Origin of the sequence: Streptomyces sp. Q6, from assembly GCF_036967205.1 — a bacterium.
Classification (GTDB): domain Bacteria; phylum Actinomycetota; class Actinomycetes; order Streptomycetales; family Streptomycetaceae; genus Streptomyces; species Streptomyces citrinus.
This window is the reverse complement of the sequence record NZ_CP146022.1, coordinates 3,193,772-3,212,350: the sequence shown is the minus strand read 5'-3', so window position 1 is coordinate 3,212,350 and position 18,579 is coordinate 3,193,772. Positions and strand designations below refer to the sequence as shown.

Here is an 18,579-nt window from a genome sequence, read left to right as displayed (position 1 = left end):
GTCAGGCCACCGTGTTCAGCGGGCGCTCGATGGCGTCGGCGACCAGCTCGCGCACGGCCGGCTCCAGGACCTCGTACAGCGGGGTGATCTGCCCCTTGAGGAAGAGCTGCTTCATGAGCGTGCGCTGGATCTTGCCGCTGGTGGTCTTGCGGATCGTGCCGGGGCGCACCAGGAGCACGTTGCCGGCCGGGATGTTGAACTCCCGCCCGACGAAGGCCTGCACGGCGGTGGCGAGGGTGCGCAGATCGGTGGTGACCGAGCTGGTGCGCACCTCCTGGACGACGACCAGGTGCTCGCGGTCCGTCTCCACGGCGAACACCGAACCGGCGCCGATGCCCAGCGCCTTGTCGGTGCCCTGCACCGCCCGCTCGATGTCCTGCGGGTACAGGTTGCGACCCGCGAAGATGACGAGCTCCTTGAGGCGTCCGGTGACGTAGAGCTGGCCGTCCTCCCACACGCCGAGGTCGCCGGTGCGCAGCCAGCCGCCGCCGTCCTGGCCGCCCTTGCCGTCGGCGATGGCCGCGTCGAAGATCTCCTTGTTGGTCAGCGGCCGCTGCCAGTAACCCGAGGCCACCGAGGGCCCCTTGGCCCAGATCTCGCCGACCGAGCCCTCGGGCTGCTCCAGGAACGACTCCGGGTCCACGATGCGGACGTCGAAGTCCTCGGCGTGCACCACGCCGCTGCTGACGAGCGTGCGGTGCGGGGCGTCGTCGCGCGGGTCGGCGAGCCGGCCCGCCTCCAGCGCCTCGGAGTCGACGGAGAGGACGACCGGGCGGGTGTTGCTCGGGGTGCCGGAGACCAGCAGGGTCGTCTCGGCCATGCCGTAGCAGGGGAAGAACGTCTCGGGCTTGAAGCCGGCCGGCTCGAAGCGCTCGGTGAAGGCGCGGATCGTCTCGACGCGGATCGGCTCGGCGCCGTTGCAGGCGGCCTGCCAGCTCGACAGGTCCAGCGTCGCGAGGTGCTCGTCGGTGACGCGGCGCAGGCACAGGTCGTAGGCGAAGTTGGGGCCGCCGCCGATGGTGACCTTGTAGTCGCCGATCATCTGGAGCCAGCGGTGCGGCCGCTTGAGGAACGACACCGGGGACATCAGGGCCGCGCTGCCGCCCAGGAACAGCGGCTGGAGGATGTGCCCGATCAGGCCCATGTCGTGGTAGAACGGCAGCCAACCGCCGTAGCGGGTATCGGAGTTGGAGCCCACCGAGTTCTTGATGGCCTGCTCGTTGGCGAGCAGGTTGGCGTGGCTGACCATGACGCCCTTGGGGTCGCTGGTGGAGCCCGAGGTGTACTGGAGGAACGCCAGGTTCTCGCCGGTCAGCTGCGGCTCGCGCCACGCGGACGCGTCACCGTAGCCCTCGGAGTCGGTCGCCAGGCACAGCACGTCGTGCATCTGCTCGGTGCGCAGCCACTCCGATATCTCGGGGGCGTTGGTCGAGTCGGTGAGCACGGCGCGGGCCTGCGCGTCGCGCAGGATGCCGGAGACGCGTGTGAAGTGGTTGCCCTGCTCGGTGGGGAGCGGCGCGGGCACCGCGACGGCGCCCGCGTACAGGCAGCCGACGAACGCCTTGATGAACTCCAGGCCCGACGGGTAGAGGAGCAGCACCTGGCGGCCGCTCGCCCCGTGCTCCTGGAGCCAGGAGCCGATCCGGCGGGCGTCCGCGTCGAGCTGGCTGTACGTGAGGTGCTGCGGGGACGAGCCCTTGGCGTCGTCCGGCAGGAAGATGAAGGCGTCCTTGGAGCCCAGCGCGTCGGTCCGCGCCAGTACCAGTTCCGTGAATGTGGGGAAGGCTGTCAACGTCGTTCCCTGACCTCTCAGGATCCGCTGGCGTGGCGCCGGCGAGGCTGCTTGGACACCGCAGATGCTCCGACGCGGCCCTAAGGCGACGCTTGTGCGATAACGAGGCGTCCTGGGGTGAGGCCCGATCAGCGGATAGCGTGAGGGAGTTCGTGTCTGCGGCGGCCCGTTTCCGGGGCCGCGGAAGGAGATCAGCTGGTGCGCCGTATCTCTACCGAAGTGGTGATCGACGGGTCGCCCGAGGACGTCTGGGCGGTCCTCACCGACTTCGGCCGCTTCCCCGAGTGGAACCCGTTCATCGTCGAGGCGAAGGGCGAGACCGTGCCCGGGGAACAGCTCGACCTCACGTTCCGGCAGGCCAGCGGGCGGCACATGGTGATAAAGCCGACCGTGGTGGCCGCGGAGCCGGGGCGCGAACTGCGCTGGCGCGGCCGGCTGTGGCTGCCCGGCATCTTCGACGGCGAGCACCTCTTCGAGCTGAAGCCGCGCCCCGACGGCGGCACGCTGCTCGTGCAGGCCGAGACGTTCGCGGGCGTGCTCGTGCCGTTCACGCAGAAGATCATCAAGGAGACCGTCGGCCGCTTCACCGACCTGAACGAGGCGCTGCGCACCCGCGTGGAATCGGGCGCCTGGAAGACCGCCTAGCGCCCCTCACAGACAGACCTGGCGCCCGCCCCGGGGGACGGGCGGACGCCAGGTGTCTGCGTACGGCACGGCTCAGGGCAGCGCAGGATAATCCGTGTACCCCGCCGCGTGCCCCGGATACAGCGTCGCGAAGTCCAGCGGGTTCAGCGGCGCCCCTTCGGCGAGCCGGCGCGGCAGGTCCGGGTTGGCGATGAAGTGCCGCCCGAACGCGACGAGATCGGCCAGCTGCTCGTCGAGGACCTCACGGGCCGCGTCGAGGCCCACCGGCTCGGCGAAGCAGCCCGTCGTCGGATGCACCATCGGCTCGTGCCGCGGACTGACGATCAGCGTGTACGGCCACAGCTTGCGCAGCAGCCGGGTGTACTCGCGCTCCCCGTTCTCCACGACGTGCACATAGGCGAGGCCGAGCCGGGCCAGCGCCGGCACCAGCGCCTCGTACAGCGCCGGGGTGTCGCCCTCGTCCATGTCGTTGAAGATGTTGCCGGGGGAGAGCCGGATGCCGACCCGGTGCGCGCCGATCGTCTCGGCCGCGGCCTGCGCCGTCTCGATCGCCATCCGGGCCCGCGCGCCCGGCGAACCGCCGTAGCGGTCGGTGCGCAGATTCGTGTTGACGCCCATGAACTGGTGCAGCAAGTACCCGTTGGCGCCCTGGAGTTCGATCCCGTCGAACCCGGCGAGGACCGCCCGCCGGGCCGACGCCGCGAACTCCCTGACGGTGTCCTCGACCTCGGCCGTGGTCAGCGCGTGCGGCACCTCGAACGGCTTGCGGCCCTCGTACTCCAGGACCGCGTCCGGCGGGCGCACCGCCGACGGCGCGACCGGCAGCTGCCCGTCGAGCAGATCGGGATGGCTGATCCGCCCCGCGTGCTGCAACTGGACGAAGATCCGGCCGCCGTTGAGATGCACGGCCCGCGTCACCCGCGTCCAGCCCTCGACGTGGTCGGCGGTGCACAGGCCCGGCATCCGGTAGCCGCGGCCCAGCGGCCCCGGGTACGTCGAGTCGGCGATCAGCAGCCCCGCCGAGGAGCGCTGCGCGTAGTACTCGGCCATCAGCGGACTCGGCACGCCCTCGTCGTCGACGCGGCCGCGGTTCATCGGCGCCATGGCGATGCGGTTGGGCAGGGACAGGCCCGCCATCGTGGTGCGGTCGAACAGGGAGGTCATGACGGCTGCCCCTCGGTGAGGTCGACGGCGAGGGTGAGGTGCGCGGGCACCTCCGGAAGGTCGGTGAGATCGTGCGCGAAGTCCAGCTCGCCGTCCGCCGATTCGGCGGTCGTCGTGAAACCGAGCGAGGGGTAGAAGTCGCGGACCCGGTGGTTCTTGGCGGTCGGCCGGTAGCGGGCGTGCACCGCCGAAGCGCCGGTCGCGGCCGCGTGGGCGAGCAGCACGGACACCGTGGCCTGCTCGATGCCGCGGGCGAAGACCCGGCAGCTGAGCAGCATGTTGTCCAGGTGCAGCACGCCGTCCGCGCGGTGCGCGAAGACCGCGCCGACGACGCCGTTGTCACCGAAGCGGTCCCGGGCCCGCACCGCGAGCACCAACTGGTCCGCGGCGTCCCGGCGTTGCTGCACCTCGGTCTGCTGGAGCCGCAGGGTGGTCAGGTTGAACTGGTTGGTGCGCAGGGTGATCTGGGCGATCCGGGCCACCTCGTGGTCGCGGACCGGCGAGATGTCCAGGCGCACGTCCAGGGCCGCGAGATACTCCTCCATCGACCCCGCCGACTCCTGGAGGTCCTGCCGGTCGGCCTCGCTCCGGTACTGCTCGGCGCGCAGCCGGTCCTCCGCGGTCAGCGCCCGCACGTCGAACCAGCCGTCCGCGAGCAGCCGGTCCACGTGCAGCGCCGGCTCCTCGTCGAGGCGTACGACCGCGACCTCGGGCAGGCTGGAGGAGACCAGACCGCACTCGAACGGCGAGTCGTCGGCGAAGACGAAACTGTCCACGCCCAGGTTGAGCCGGGACGCGATGGCGCGCAGATTGCCGTCCTTGGGATCCCAGTTGGCGTGGACCCGGGCGAAGTCACCCTCGCGCAGCACCATGTCGGGATGGTCGCGCAGCACCGCGAGCACGGGCTCCTGGTCGTTCTTGCTGCTCACCGCGAGCAGCACGCCCTGCGCCCCGATCTGCTTGACGGCCTTCTGGAACTTGCCGAACGCCTCACCCCGGTAGGTGGTGGCGGCCGCGATGCCGTCCGGGCCGTCGTCGCCGAGGATGCCGTCCCACAGCGTGTTGTCGAGGTCGACGACGAGCACCTTCTTGGCCCGGCCGCGCAGGGTACGGCCCAGATGGGCGACCTCGCGGGCGTAGCGGCCGAGGAGCTCCTCGCCGAGATGCACCTTCGCGTACACCGCGAGGCGGGTGTCGCGCACCGGCCCCGACTCGGCGACCAGCACGTCCAGGTCGACGACGTGCAGCCGCGGATGGGCGGCGGTCAGCCGCAGCAGCGCCGCGTTGAACTCCCGCCAGCGCGCCGCCAGCTCGGCGCGGCTCGCATGGTCGACGAGCTGCCGCAGCTGCGTGCCGAGCAGCGGCAGCGTGTTCAGCACGAGGGTGCCGGGGCCGTGCTCGCCGTACCGGGCGACCAGCGCGGTCAGCTGCTCCAGCTTGGCGTCGAGGGCGGCGCCCACGTCCGCGGCCGACCACGGCACGGGCAGCTCGTCGAACACGAGCTGCCCGTCCAGGACGCACAGCGCCAGGTCGGTGCCCGGCGCGTACAGCGGGCTGGACAGGTCCTGGAGATCGCGCAGCCACGAGTCGTACTCGGCCTCGCCGCAGCGCAGCGGTATGCCGTGCCGCGCGAACTGGGCGGTCAGCGCCGGGGTCAGCGCGTCGAGCATGCCGTGCCCGGCCACCGCGACCCGGACGGCCGCGGCGGACGGATGCAGCTCCTCGATACGGTCCACGGAGGTGCGGGAAAGAATCCGGCCGGCCCGCGCGAGCGCCGCGAAATCCGGGTCGGGCAGGGCCAGATCGGCCAGGAGCGGGGCGATCGCCGGATACTCCTCGGCGATCCTCCCCTCCTGGTGCAGCGCGCGCAGCCGGTCCAGCGGCCCGAGGCGAACGTCCTCGGCGGTGGTCACTGCTTGGGTCACGTCAGTCTTCTCCTGTCGGCGTGGACCGAAGCGCCTCGGGCCGCCACGTCATGTCAGTGGCGCAGCAACCAGGCGACTCGGTCGAGGGACGCGGCGTGGTAGGCGAGGAGGACCGCGGTCAGGGCCACGGCCGGGATGTGCGCGCCGGCCGCGTACAGCGCGGCGGCGCCGCCGAAGAACACGGCGAGTTCGAGGAGGAGCCGCAGGCCTCCGGCGGTCGCGACGACGGCGTCGCCGCTGCGCGACTCGTCGCCGGGGGTGGCGAACACACCCCAGGCGACGGCCACCAGGAGCGGCACCGCGACCACCGCGACATACCGCAGCGCGCCGGGGCTCGTCCGCCAGGCCCAGTACCCGAAGCAGACGAGGGCCGTCAGTTCGAGCACGAACCTGAGGCCGAGCATGGCCGGGTGGTAGCCGAGTCCCGTGGTCATCCGCATCCTGCTTTCTCCTTCGTGGGGGTGCTTCCTAAGCGGCACACATGGGGGTCGGCCGCTTCGGTCACCAGGCGACCGGCAGCGACGACACCCCGTGCACCAACCTGCCCTCCGGACGGGGCAGTTCACTCTCGTCCACCGCGAGCCGCAACGTGGGGAAACGACGCAGCAGCGTGCCGACGGCTATCTGGAGCTCGGCACGGGCGAGTCCGGAGCCCAGGCAGTAGTGGGTGCCCTGCCCGAAGGTCAGATGGGGGTTGGTCTCGCGGGAGATGTCCAGGGTGTCCGCGCCGGCGAACTGGCAGGCGTCGCGGTTCGCCGATCCGAGCGAGGGCAGCACCGCGCTGCCCGCGGGCACGACGGTCCCGCTCAGCTCGACGTCCTCCAGCGTGATCCGCAGCAGCGCCTCGTCACCCGGCGGGTACATCCGCAGCAGCTCCTCGGTGGCCCGCCCGATCCGCTCGGGGTCCGCGCGCACCGCGGCCAGCTCCTCGGGGTGGGTGAGCAGCGCGAGAACGCTGTTGCCGATCTGGTTGACCGTCGTCTCGTGGCCCGCGACGAGCAGCGAGATCCCCAGGAAGATCAGCTCCTGTTCGTCCAGGCGCCCCTCGTCCGCGTCGTGGATCGACACCAGCGCGGAGAGCAGGTCCGTGCCCGGCCTGTCGCGCTTGAGGGCGACCTGCTCGGCCAGGTAGTCGCGCAGCGCCACCTGCGAGGCGAGCACCTCCTCGGCCGGCAGCGACCCGGCCGCCAGGAACGTCGCCGACCAGGACCCGAACTTCTCCCGGTCCTCGAACGGCACCCCGAGCAGCTCGCAGATCATCGTCACCGGCAGCGGGAACGCGAGCGCCGGGATCAGGTCCGCGGGCGAACCCGACGCCTCCATCGCGTCCAGGAACCGGTCGGTGTGCTCCTGGATGCGCGGCCGCAGATCCGCGACCCGGCGCGCGGTGAACTCCCGCGACACCAGCTTGCGCACCCGGGTGTGCTCGGGCGCGTCCATGTTCAGCAGACTGCGGAAGTTCTGGGTGGCGGCGCCCATCCGCGGCGCGTCGGGCCGGGTCGTCGCGGCCCGGCTGAAGCGCGCGTCGGACAGCACCGTGCGCACGTCGTCGTACGTCGTCACGAGGTACGCCTGGTCGCCGCTGGGCATCCGTACCCGCTGCACCGGTGACGTCGCGCGCAGCCGGGCGTAGTGCGGGCAGGGCTCCAGCGCCGAGGCACGCGCGAACGGGTAGCCGAGCACCTCCTCGGCGTCCTGCGTCACGGGCTTGTCGAGCTGCTCGGTCATGACTGCGGTCCTCCAGTGGGCGACGGGGAAGCGGAGCGGTCGGCCAGGTCGAGCCGGGTGCGGCCGTCGCGCACCGCCTGCTGGAGCTGGTAGTAGACGCCGGAGAGGATGCGGCGCTTGAGGACATCGCTCGCGGACACGGTCCGGTAGGCGGTGCGGCGCAGCGCGACCGCGACCGGCGAGGCCAGCGCGAACGCCTTCTCCTGGCGCAGCTGGAGTCCGCGCGCCGTGGCGACCGACGCCTCCCGCGCGGACTGGAACCGGGTGCACGCGGTGTCGAGCCGCGCGTCCGGCGCGCCGCCGCCCTTCAGCGCGCGGGCGACGAGCGGGGCCAGCGTCACCGCGTCGATGATCGCGTGGTTGACGCCCTGCCCGAGGACCGGCGTCAGCGTGTGCGCGGCGTCCCCGATCAGCGCGACCCCGGGCCGCCACCACTTCGGGACGACCGTGGTGAAGATGTCCAGCATCGAGGTGTCCGACCAGCTGGTCACGTGCTCCCGCACCCCCGGGCCCGCCTGCGGCGCCAGCGCGTCGATCCGCGCGTGCAGCGCGCCGATGCCCTGCGCGCGCAGCTCGCGCAGCCCGCCCTTGGGGATGTTGAACCCGATCCGCACGAGGTCCGGCACGGTCGGGATGAACAGGCCGTGCCGGTCGCCGAGGATCCGCACCCGGTAGGTGTGCAGATCCCACTCCTTCGGCATCGGCGCCTTGAACCACACGAAGTCCCGCTCCAGCGGAATCTTCGTGTAGTCGATTCCGGCCATCTCGCGGACCTTGCTGAAGCGGCCGTCGGCCGCCACCGTCAGCGCCGCCGAGATCTCCACCGGGCCGTCGGGGAGCTGGGCCACCACGCCCGAGACCCGGGTGCCCTCGGTCAGGAGCCGCACGGCCTTGGCCCGGCGCAGCATCCGGAACGTCGGCAGCGCGCCGGCCTCCTCGGCGAGCGCGTCGAGCAGCGGCGGCTGGGGCAGCTCCATCGGATACGGGCACGGCTGGTCGAAGCGCGAGAAGTCGGCGGACAGCACGGTGCGGCCCGCGTCGGTGATCTCCATCCGGCGGGTGACCAGCGTCTGGTCCTCGACCTTGCCGAGGATGCCGAGCTGCTTCAGGAGCCATACGGAGTCGGGCGAGATGGACTCGCCGCGGAACGACCGGTCGAAGTGAGCGCTCTGCTCCACCACCACGACCTCGACACCGCGCCGGGCCAGTTCCAGGGCGAGCGTCAGACCGGCGGGACCGCCCCCGACGACGCACACCTGCGCGGACACTGCCGCAGCCATGGTTTCCCCTTCCTGCTGCTGATCCTGCTGCTGAGGTGCTGCTGAACCGATGGCGCCACCGTGCCGCGATGGCCTAAAGGACGCCTTGCACCGCCGTACGGACGCCCGGCTTCAGCACCGCACAAGCGGCCGGGGGCAGCCTGCTTCCTCGTACGCAAACCCGCTCGCGATCACCCCTGAACCCCCGTGTGCGACCCCTGCACCACCCGAATCCCCAGACCCCAAGTCGCCGCCGGCTTCCCGGCCCGGCCTGCGAGGAGAACCCATGAACACCGACTCGGCCGCCACCGCCCCGCCGGACCCCCGGCGTTGGTGGGTGCTCGGAGTCATCTCCCTTGCCCAGTTCGTCATCGCCATCGACTCGTCCGTCGTCAACGTGATGGGCCCCCGGCTGCAGGAAGCCATCGGCCTGTCCACGACCGGACTCCAGTGGGTCATGAACATCTACGTCCTCCTCTTCGGAGGGCTCCTGCTGCTCGGCGGGCGGCTCGCCGACGTCGTCGGGCGCCGTGTCGTGTTCCTGGCCGGCCTCGGCCTGTTCACCCTCGCCTCCCTCGGCGCCGGCCTCGCCGACTCCGAGAGCGCGCTGCTCACCGCCCGCGCACTCCAGGGCATCGGCGCCGCCGCGCTGTCGCCCGCCTCCCTGTCGATCCTCGTGACGGTCTTCCCCGACGCGAAGGAACGCGCCAAGGCGTTCGGCGTGTGGGGCGCGGTCATCGGCATCGGCGCCAGCATCGGCACGATCCTCGGTGGCGCCATCGTCAACGCCGACTGGCGCTGGGCGTTCTGGATCAACGTGCCCGTCGGCGTGCTGATCGCCGTCGGTGCCGTCGCGCTCATCAAGGTCCCGCGTCCCACCGGAGCCCGGCCGCCCGCCGACCTGGCCGGCGCCGTCACCGCGACCGGCGGTCTGCTGCTGCTCGTCTACGGCATCGTGACCAGCAGCGAGCACGGCTGGGGCGACTGGCGCACCTACGGCTCGCTGATCGTCGCCGCCGTCCTGCTCGTCTCGTTCGTCCTCGTCGAGCAGCGCAGCGCCGCGCCGCTCGTGCCGCTGCGGCTGTTCCGCTCCCGGTCCGTGGTGGCCGGCAGCCTCGGTGAGTTCCTCACCGCCGCGATGATGATGCCGATCTTCTTCCTGCTGCCGCTGTGGATGCAGGGCGTCCTCGACTACAGCCCGCTCCAGACCGGCCTCGCCTACCTCCCGGTGAGCATCGCCCTGATGACGCTCGCGCCGGTCGCCTCGCAGATGATCGGCAAGACCGGGCCGCGCTCCATGTACCTGCTCGGTACGGTGGCGCTCGCCGCCTGTGTCTTCCTGCTGACCCGGATGCCGGTGCACAGCGGCTACTGGAGCTTCCTGCTGCCGGTCACCGCGCTGTTCGGCATCGGCCTGGTGTGCTGCCTCATCCCGACGCCCGTCGTCGGCACGTCCGAGGCCACCGACGAGGACGCGGGCACCACGTCCGCGCTGCTCAACGCGTCGACGCAGATCGGCGCCGCGTTCGGCATCGCCGTCGCCGTCACCGTCCTCAACAACCGCACCGCCGCCCAGGTGGCGGACGGCGCGACCCCGAACGTGGCCCTGGTCCACGGCCTCCAGGCCGCGTTCCTCGTCCTGTTCGTCTTCCTGGCCCTCTCCGTCCTGAACGGCCTCTTCGGCTTCCGCCGAGGAGTGATCACCCAGCCCACGGAGTCGGCCGACCCCCTGCCCACGACGGAACCCCTGCCCCCGACCCCCGTCCAGCCCGCGACCCCCCACCGCCAGAACGAAAAGGTCGGCTGACCCCCACCCCAACCACCCCCGGCCCGACACCTCCCGAGGTGCCGGGCCGCAGGTGTGTTCTTCATGGGGGGCACACCCGGGCCACAATCAACCCCCGCGGTGACGGACAAGCGATCCACAATCAAGCCCCGCGGTGACGGACAAGCGATCCACAATCAAGCCCCGCGGTGACGGACAAGCGATCCACAATCAAGCCCCGCGGTGACGGACAAGCGATCCACAATCAAGCCCCGCGGTGACCGACAAGCGATCCAGAATCAAGCCCCTGCGGCGATTGAGCAGCGGGGCCGGGGCGGAGCCCCGTGGCGTGGACTCCATCAGGCCCGAGGAACAGACCCCGCCCTCACCCCACCCCGGCGAACCCCACCCCGGCGACCCCTCACCCCGGCGGAGCCCTACGCCCCGACGGAGTCAGCCGCCCCCACCCCGGCAACCAACACAGCGGCCAGCGCCTCCGCCTCGGACTCCCAAGGAACCGCGGCCACCACCGGCACCCGGGCCCCCGCCTCCGCCAACCGCCGCGCCAACTCCTCCCGCACCCCACCCGCACCGTCGCCGTCCTCGACGACAGCCACCAGGAGGTGCCGCGCGGCGAGGGTGACGACCCGGTCGGGCAGCGGATCGGCCCACCGCGGGTCCACCACGGTCACCGTCAGCCCCCGGCTCCGCGCCACCCGCGCCGCCGCCAGGGCGAGCCGGGCGTGCGCCCCGACCGACACGATCAGCGCGTCACCGCGGGCCCCGCCCTCCACGCCGTACAGCACGTCGACGCCCCGGTCGTGGGCCTGCGCCTCGATGTCGGGGCCGACCGGTCCCGAGGGGAAGCGGACCAGGGTGGGCGCGTCCTCGACGCCGAGCGCCTCCCGCAACTGCGCCCGCAGCCGCGCCGCGTCGCGCGGCTGGGCCCGCCGCACCCCAGGCACCGCCGCGACCGGACCGCTCCCGCCGAGCGCGAACGTCACCCCGGCGTGCTCGGGACCGGCCTGGCACCCGGCGAGGGCCCGCCCGGCGAAGTCGTCGTGGGCGACCACGACCGGGTGGAGCCGACCCGCGGCGAGGCCGGCCGCGCAGGCCGCGATCTGCGGCTCGGCGCCCGCGGGCGTCACCGTGCGCTCGGGGTGCCGCCGGGCGAACGGCGCGGTTCCCGCGTCGAGTTCACCCTGCACCCGTACGGCTATCACCTCGGGCAGCTCCGCGCCCACCGCCGCAAGCTCGTCACCGAGGACCGCCTCCCACGCCGGCGAGGCGGGCGCCACGGCACGGCTCCCGCCGTCGACCCGGCACCGCACGACGACGGTGCGCCCCGCGTCCCTGGCCCGTACCAGAGCAGCCTCCAACTCCCGCCCGCGCGCCGCGTCGACAGGACCGAGCACCTCCATCTCGCGTCCCGGAGCCAGGAGTTCACGAGCCCGGCGCAGCACCACCGGCAGCACGTCCGATGTCCGCACGGGGCCCGCGTGACCCGCGTGACCCGCGTGATCCGTGTGGTCCGCGTCGGTCAGGGCGAGGACGACGACCGGGGCCGGGCAGCGGGCCAGCGTGTCGAGCGCCGCGCGCCCCGTGGCGGTGGACAGCGTCGCCGCCCGCGCCACGACGACGACCCGCCGACCGGTGTCCCCGGCCAGCCACAGCGCACGGGCGAGCCCCTCCGCGTACGACAGTGCCCGCACCCCCGACGGCGGGTGCGGGCACGAGCGCGGGCCGGGCAACTCTGGCGCCCCGGTGAGGAGGTGCCAGACGAGGGCGAGTTCGTGGCCGTCGGAGACGAACACATCGCTCGCGGAGTCGAAGACCCGGCACAGGGCGAGCGCGGGCTCCACCGCGTCCCGCGCGGCGGCTCCGTCGGGCCGCGCCGCCAGCGCCGCCCGCACCTGCCGCGCGAGCAGGGGCAGACGCCGGTGCGGAAGGACGCGTATCTCATGGGGGGCGAGGATCAAGACGTGCCTCCTGGGCGCGGGGGTGCGGTGTCTTCCCGGGGAGCGAGCCCCGGACCCCCGGCCGAACGAGCAGGTCGGTGAGGCGCGTCGGATCGCCTTCGGGGGGTGGATTCCGGTGAACACGCGGACGGCCGGGCCATGAGGACGTCATGGCCCGGCCGTCCGGGAACCGATCTCGGGATGTCGCTCACGCGGCGACGGGGACCCGGGCGTACTGCCGTGCCAGCGTGGCCAGTTCCCGCAGGAACGTGTCCTCGTGGGCCCGTACGAAGAAGTGCCCGCCGGGCATCGTGCGCACCTCGCAGCCGCGCCCCGCGTGCCGCCGCCACGACACCACCTCGGGCACCGACACCAGCCGGTCGCGCCGGCCCGCGAACAGGTGCAGCGGCACCCGCAGCGGTTCGGACGTCAGGGACGCCGCGTTGCCCGTGCACAGCAGCAGGTCGTCGCGGGCCACCGGCAGGAGTGCCGACAGGAAGTCCGGGTGGTTGAGCAGCACTTGGGGGATGCCGCCCAGCGAGGCGAGGCTCTCGATCAGCTCCTCGTCACTGGCCTCGGGACGGGCGATCAGGGGCGCGGGCAGGTGCGGGGCCCGGTAGGCGCTCAGGGCCACGGCGAGCGGCAGCGGCGCGCCACGCTGCTGCCGGCGCCAGGCCAGCGAATAGGCGATGAGGGCACCCATGCTGTGCCCGTAGAAGATGTGCGGACGGTCGAGCTCGTCGTCGAGCTCGGCGTCCATGTCGTCGATCAGGGCGCTCAGATCCGTGAACCGCGGTTCGTCGATACGTCCTTCGCGGCCGGGCAGTTGGATGGGCAGGACCCGCACCCCCGCGCCATGGGCGTCCAGGATGCGCTGCCACCGCCCGTACGCGGAGGCGCCGCCACCCGCGTACGGGAAGCAGAACAGCCGCACGTCCGCGCCCGCACTCTCGTCGATGCTGCTCCGGGACAGGTATCGCGTCATCTTGCTCCGCCTCGGGTTCCGTCCAGCGTGGGTGCGTCGGCCGGGATCCGTCGCGTGCGGCGGCCGATCGGACGGGCGAGGCCCGGCCCGTGCCGTGAGGTGCGCACGGGCGGGGCGGGCTCCCGACCGGGAGGACGCCGTCGAAGCCGCGAGGCGGATCCCGGCCGACGCCAGTCAGCATGCGGTTGACGGCTAAAGCGTGGCCAAATCTGGCCGTACGTGAGCGAGTTGGGCCCTACGGACGGTTCGGCGGGCGTCGGCTGAGCCGAGCCTTTAGCGGTCCGCGGCAGAGTCGTGACCGCGCCGCAGGATGTCGGCGTCCCCGTGAAGAGAGCCCGCCGCAGGCCCCCATCCCCGGGCCGCGGCGGGCCCGCGGGCACCCGCGCCCCGGCGCACGGCACCCACCTCAGGCCCCGGCCGGCGACGAGAGCAGCCACATGCCCGGCCGCACCTCCAACGGCAGACCCGCCCGGCCGGCGCCCTCGCCGACCGCACGGCTGACCCGCGCCGTGTACTCCTGCCAGCGCCGGTCGCCCACCCCGCGCGCCCACCGCTCGCACTCCGCGAGCCGGCCGAGCGCCTCCTCGAAACGGCCCTCGCGCACCGCCACCAGGGCGAGCCCGCGCAGCGCGTGCGCGGCGCCGCGCGCGTCGGACGCGGCACGGGCCCCGGTCAGCGCCCGTACGTAACCGCGCTCGGCCCGCGCCACCCGGCCCTGGCCGAGCACCACGTCCGCCTCACCGGACAGACAGCGCGCGGCCGAGGCGTGGTCGCCGAGCCGGGTGAACAGGTGCCAGGCGAGGCGGTAGCGGTCCAGCGACGACGCCGCGAGGTGGCGCTGCCAGTCGAGCGCGGCCAGCGACTGGAGCAGCACCGCCTCGGCCTGCCGGTCGTCGGCCTGCCGTGCGGCGTCCAGAGCGAGTTCGTGGCTGAGTTCCCAGTCGTCCCAGACCGCGCCGGCCTCGTAGAACCCGGCGCTCGCCGACGCGATCCCGAAGCACAGCTCCCACAGCCCGCCGGCGTGCGCCTGCCGCACCGCTTCGAGCAGCCCGGCCGCCTCCTCCTGGAACCAGGAGAGCGCCGCGTCGCCCACCACCTCCAACGGATCGATGCCCGGCGGCGGTGTCACCGCCCGCGCCAGCCGGTCGCGGCCCGGGGCGAGCCGGGCGTCCGAGTGCTGGGCGAGCGCCAGATACGCCCGGCACAGCCGCTCCGTCGCACCCGGCGACCCCGCGCCGAGCAGTTCCAGGGACAGCGAGCGCAGCAGCGGATGGAACCCGTACCGCTTGGGCGTGAGCCGCCCCGGGCAGGGCCGCGCCTCGAGCAGCTGGGTACGTACCAGCTCCTCGACGTGCCGGTCCGCCTCGGGCAGATCGCAGGCGAGCAGCGCCGCCGCGCCCCACAGCGGGAAGTCGGGCAGCGGCGCGAGGCCGAGCAGCCGGAACGCGAGCCGCTCCTGCACGCCCGCCTCCCGGTACGCGGCGAGCAGCCCGCTGCGCACGTCGAGGTCGCCGAGGGCCAGCGCGGCCAGCCGGGTCCGCTCGTCGGTGAGCCGCGCGACCAGGTCCTCGGCGCTCCAGTGCGGCCGCGCCGCGAGCCCGGCGGCGGCGACCCGCAACGCCAGCGGCAGGCTGCCGCACAGCCGGGCGATCTCGGCGACGGCCTTCGGGTCCGCGCGCAGCGACTCGCCGCCGCAGCGCAGCAGGAACTCCCGGGCCTCGGCCACCCGGAACACGTCGAGCGCGATGTGCCGCGCCCCTTCGAGCGCGCCGAGCGGCTGCCTGCTGGTCAGGACGACGGTGCAGTCCGGGGCGGCGGCGAGCAGCGGACGTACCTGCGCCTCGGAGACCACGTCGTCGAGGACGAACAGGATCCGGCGGCCCTGGGTGCGGGCGTGCAGCACCTCGTCGGGTTCGAGCGCCGCGGTGTCCGCCGCGCCGCCGACCGCCGTGTCCACCGGGTCGCGCAGCCACCGCAGCAGCGTCGTGAGCACGGCCGGCGGGGTCAGCGCTCGGCCGCCCGCGTCACGCAGCACCAGCAGCAGCCGCCCGTCGGGGAACCGGTCCGCCGCCTCGTGCGCGAGCTGGGTGACCAGCGCCGTCTTCCCCACGCCCGCCCGCCCGGACACCGCGAGCAGCCGGCTCGCACCGGGCCCCGCCGCGGCCAGGAACCTTCTGCCGAGGGCGAGCTGGGAGGTGCGTCCGGTGAAGTCGGGCACGGGCGCGGGCAGCCGTACCACCGCGGCCGCCGACGGGCCCGTCGTGGGCACGGCGGACGTCGGTGCCGGGCCGCCGTGCCGGGCCAGGTGCGGGTCGCCGGCCAGGATCCGCTCGTGCAGGCGGCTCATCACGGGGCCGGGCTCGACGCCGAGCTCCGTGACGAGGGCGCGGCGGGCCGCGTGGTAGACGTCCAGGGCGTCCGACTGCCGGCCCGACCGGTACAGCGCCACCATCAGATGGCAGTGCACCGTCTCGCGCAGCGGATGGTCGTGGACCAGCGACTTCAGCTCACCGATCAGCTCCTGGTGCTTGCCGAGCCGCAGATCGGCGGCGATGCGCTGTTCGAGGACCTCCGCGCGCAGCTCGTCGAGCCGGATCGCGGAACTCTCCAGGGTCGGGCCGTGCGGGATGCCGGACAGCGCGGGCCCGGTCCACAGGTCGAGCGCGGTGCCGAGGGCGCGGGACGCCTCGGCGTACTCGCCACGCGTGTGGGCGGCCCGGCCCTGTTCCCGCAGCGCCTCGAAGGCCAGCAGGTCGAGGTCGTCCGGCGCGACGCGCAGGAGGTAGCCGGGCGGCCTCGTGAGCAGCGGCTGCCGCCCGTCGGCCGCGCCGGCCAGGAGCGCCTTGCGCAGCTGGGACACGTAGACCTGCAACGTGGTCGTGGCGGTGCGCGGAGGCTCGGTTCCCCATAACTCGTCGATCAGGGTGTGGGTCGACACCACGCTGTTCGCCTGGGTGAGCAGCGTCGCGAGCACTGCCCTCGGCTTGGCCGCGGAGGGCGTGGCGGGGGCCATCCGGACCGGCCCGAGGACACGGAAACGCATGGGGACCTCAGCAGTCCTGAAGCACGGTCGCCGCCACCTGGGCCACCTCGCGGTCGCCCTGGAGGAACGACAGGTGCAGTCGGATCGCCGGGCGGCGGGCCGCGTCCCGGACGGGGGTGCCCTTGCTGCGTACGGCGCAGTGCAGGGCGAGTTCCGGCTCGGCGTAGCCGCGGAACGCGGCGCGCCACCGGGTGAGGACCGCGTGCGCGGGCAGGAAGCCGTGCAGTTCGGCGGCGGCGATCAGCGCGGCCTGCCGGGAGGCCTCCAGGAACAGGGCCGGCGGCACCGCGTCGGAGCCGTCGCCGAGCAGCGTCGCTGCGGCGGCGGTGTCCACGGGCAGGACGAGCGTGTCGTCACCGTCGGGCACGGGCAGCCCGACGAACACGTGGTGCGCGGCGCCCCGCCCGACCTGCTCCGGCGTCGGGCTGCCGGTGACCGCCCGCGGCCGTCCGGCCAGGCTCCGCTCGCTCTGCTGCCGCCCGGCCGTGCGGTGGGCGCGGTGCACGCCGGGGCTGAGGAAGACGAGCCGGGCCATGGCGGTGCCGCAGCGCCGCCCGTCGATCGCGACGACGGCCTCGCACTCCATGCCCCGCGGTACGCCGGTGACGACGTCGACGGGGGTGAGCGTCAGGTCGAGCGAGATCCGCGCGGACACCCCGGCCGCGCCGCTGCTGCGCCACGCCTCGACCTCGGTGATCTCGGTGCCGGCCGTGGCCATCGCGGTGACGCGTTTCTCCGGCACCCGGAAGTACTGCCGCGCCGCGAACAGGGCGGCACGGCGCAGCGCTTCGACGGGGAACAGCAGATCGTGGAACGGCCGGTCCGCCCCGTCGAACAGCGGATGGGCGTCGGGCAGCTCGGTGGCGAAGGTGAACCGCTGCGGCGCCGGCGTTCCCGCCCCGAGCAGGTAGGCCTCCGGGCTGTCGGGCTTGTGCACGAGGTGCTGCGGGCCGGGGAAGAAAGGGGCCAGCGTCAGTGTGGGGTCCATGCGAAGTCCTCCGCGGCAAGTCATGAGGCCCGGACCCGACGAGTCTTGCGCCCCCACGTCCCCGACGAAATGCCACACGTCATGGCTCGCACATGACGGTTTCATGAGCCCCACCTGCGCTCACGCGCTCACCGCCAGGGGAGACGGCGGGGGCCACGAAGGAACGACGAAGGCCCCCCGATCGCTCGGGGGGCCTTCGTCTGTCGGTGCGCCGCCAGGGACTCGCACCCCGGACCCGCTGATGCTGCGTCTTCCGGGGGATGACCCCCGGACCCCCAGCCGGACAGGCGAGGCGTGGTCCCGGGTGCGTGGGGGTGGGTAACGGCGAAGGCCCCCCGATTTCTCGGGGGGCCTTCGTCTGTCGGTGCGCCGCCAGGGACTCGAACCCCGGACCCGCTGATTAAGAGTCAGCTGCTCTAACCAACTGAGCTAGCGGCGCTTGCTGACTCGTAAATCGTACCTGGTCCCCGGGGGTGGTCGTGACCACGGCCCGGCCGCGCCTCAGATCGCCAGCGACAGCAGGACCGGTGCCGCGCCCCTGTTCAGGCGGTCCGCCGCTCGGTGCAGGCGGTGGGCGTGTTCGAGCGGGAGGGAGAGGGCCAGGCAGCCGACCGTGGCGCCCGCCGTGATCGGGACCGCCGCGCAGACCGTGCCGACCGCGTACTCCTGGAGGTCGAGGACGGGGACCGTCGGCGGCTGGGACGCCAGCTTGGACAGGAGCACCTTCTCGTTCGTGATGGTGCGCGAGGTGAGGCGGGCCATCTTGTGCCGGGAGAGGTGGTCGCGCCGCCCGTTCACGTCGAGCTGACCGAGCAGGCTCTTGCCGATCGCGCTGGCGTGCGCCGAGGAGCGGAAGTCCACCCACTCGTTCACCGCGGGTGTCTCGGGCCCCGCCGCGTACTGGGTGACGCGGATCTCCCCGTCGACGTACCGGCTCATGTAGACCGCCGCGCCCACCAGGTCCCGCAGCTCGTCCAGCGTCCGCTGGAGCTGGTCGGCGAGGGCGGCCTCCCGGCCCTCGGCGGAGTCGAGCCTGGTCAGGGTCTCGCCGGTGACGTACGCGCCGTCGGCGATCTGCCGGACGAAGCCCTCGCGTCGCAGCATCCGCAGCAGCGCCGTCAACTGGTCCGCGGGCAGTTCGCAGACGCGCGCCAGCTCGACGTCGGTGACGCCGACGCCCCGCTGGGCGACGGTCTCCAGCACGCGCAAGGCGTGCTGCACCGACTGGTGCGGCTGGTACGACGACGCGCTCGGCTCGTGCTTCAGCGCCACGGGATCCCCCTGCATGGAACGGTTCCGGACAGCTAAGCTCCGTCCACGATAGCCG

At 73.3% G+C, this 18,579-nt stretch carries 13 protein-coding genes and 1 tRNA gene; 2 read left to right on the top strand and 12 right to left on the bottom strand.

All coding sequences use genetic code 11. From position 1 onward, the window contains the following. Position 1: 1 nt before the first annotated feature. Entirely contained in the window at positions 2–1,792 is a 1,791-nt protein-coding gene (locus tag V2W30_RS14880; protein ID WP_338696854.1) for a fatty acyl-AMP ligase, read from the bottom strand. Between the two features lie 198 nt (positions 1,793–1,990). Here V2W30_RS14880 and V2W30_RS14875 point away from each other — a divergent pair, with 198 nt between their 5' ends. Next, positions 1,991–2,437 carry an SRPBCC domain-containing protein gene (locus V2W30_RS14875; RefSeq protein ID WP_338696852.1) on the top strand — a complete coding sequence of 149 codons (447 nt, stop codon included), beginning with the start codon at positions 1,991–1,993 and terminating at the stop codon, positions 2,435–2,437. Between the two features lie 72 nt (positions 2,438–2,509). On the opposite strand, the gene V2W30_RS14870 is transcribed toward V2W30_RS14875, so the two are convergent. From V2W30_RS14870 to V2W30_RS14850, 5 genes are all read right to left on the bottom strand, one after another. Then, positions 2,510–3,601: an alkene reductase gene (locus tag V2W30_RS14870; protein WP_338696850.1), complete on the bottom strand. Its 1,092-nt coding sequence runs from the start codon at positions 3,599–3,601 to the stop codon at positions 2,510–2,512. Beyond that, positions 3,598–5,526, bottom strand: a complete 1,929-nt coding sequence (locus V2W30_RS14865; RefSeq protein ID WP_338696848.1) for an HAD-IIIC family phosphatase — start codon at positions 5,524–5,526, stop codon at positions 3,598–3,600. Before V2W30_RS14865 ends, V2W30_RS14870 begins: the two co-directional genes overlap by 4 nt. Positions 5,527–5,579: 53 nt before the next feature. Continuing rightward, positions 5,580–5,966 (bottom strand): YrdB family protein, encoded by a 387-nt coding sequence (locus V2W30_RS14860; RefSeq protein WP_338696846.1) that lies wholly within the window; start codon positions 5,964–5,966, stop codon positions 5,580–5,582. A 61-nt stretch (positions 5,967–6,027) separates the two neighbouring features. Next, positions 6,028–7,254, bottom strand: a complete 1,227-nt coding sequence (locus tag V2W30_RS14855) for a cytochrome P450 (protein ID WP_338696845.1) — start codon at positions 7,252–7,254, stop codon at positions 6,028–6,030. Beyond that, the gene (locus V2W30_RS14850; RefSeq protein WP_338696844.1) at positions 7,251–8,534 is read right to left on the bottom strand and encodes an FAD-dependent oxidoreductase; all 1,284 of its coding nucleotides are present in this window, start codon (positions 8,532–8,534) and stop codon (positions 7,251–7,253) included. Before V2W30_RS14850 ends, V2W30_RS14855 begins: the two co-directional genes overlap by 4 nt. Before the next feature lie 265 nt (positions 8,535–8,799). Between V2W30_RS14850 and V2W30_RS14845 the strand changes: the two genes are divergently transcribed. Next, complete coding sequence (locus V2W30_RS14845) at positions 8,800–10,320, top strand: DHA2 family efflux MFS transporter permease subunit (RefSeq protein ID WP_338696843.1); 1,521 nt, start codon at positions 8,800–8,802, stop codon at positions 10,318–10,320. 395 nt (positions 10,321–10,715) lie between these two features. Here V2W30_RS14845 and V2W30_RS14840 read toward each other — a convergent pair whose 3' ends face one another. The 6 genes from V2W30_RS14840 to V2W30_RS14815 form a co-directional block, all read right to left on the bottom strand. After that, complete coding sequence (locus V2W30_RS14840; RefSeq protein ID WP_338696841.1) at positions 10,716–12,257, bottom strand: transketolase C-terminal domain-containing protein; 1,542 nt, start codon at positions 12,255–12,257, stop codon at positions 10,716–10,718. Positions 12,258–12,444: 187 nt separating this feature from the next. Continuing rightward, positions 12,445–13,221 (bottom strand): thioesterase II family protein, encoded by a 777-nt coding sequence (locus V2W30_RS14835; protein WP_338696839.1) that lies wholly within the window; start codon positions 13,219–13,221, stop codon positions 12,445–12,447. A 406-nt stretch (positions 13,222–13,627) separates the two neighbouring features. After that, positions 13,628–16,264: an AfsR/SARP family transcriptional regulator gene (locus tag V2W30_RS14830; RefSeq protein ID WP_338696837.1), complete on the bottom strand. Its 2,637-nt coding sequence runs from the start codon at positions 16,262–16,264 to the stop codon at positions 13,628–13,630. 7 nt (positions 16,265–16,271) lie between these two features. After that, positions 16,272–17,252 (bottom strand): AfsA-related hotdog domain-containing protein, encoded by a 981-nt coding sequence (locus V2W30_RS14825; RefSeq protein WP_338696835.1) that lies wholly within the window; start codon positions 17,250–17,252, stop codon positions 16,272–16,274. A gap of 365 nt (positions 17,253–17,617) precedes the next feature. Beyond that, a tRNA-Lys gene (locus V2W30_RS14820) sits at positions 17,618–17,691 on the bottom strand. A gap of 62 nt (positions 17,692–17,753) precedes the next feature. Next, positions 17,754–18,524: an IclR family transcriptional regulator gene (locus V2W30_RS14815; RefSeq protein WP_338703613.1), complete on the bottom strand. Its 771-nt coding sequence runs from the start codon at positions 18,522–18,524 to the stop codon at positions 17,754–17,756. Positions 18,525–18,579: the final 55 nt, after the last annotated feature.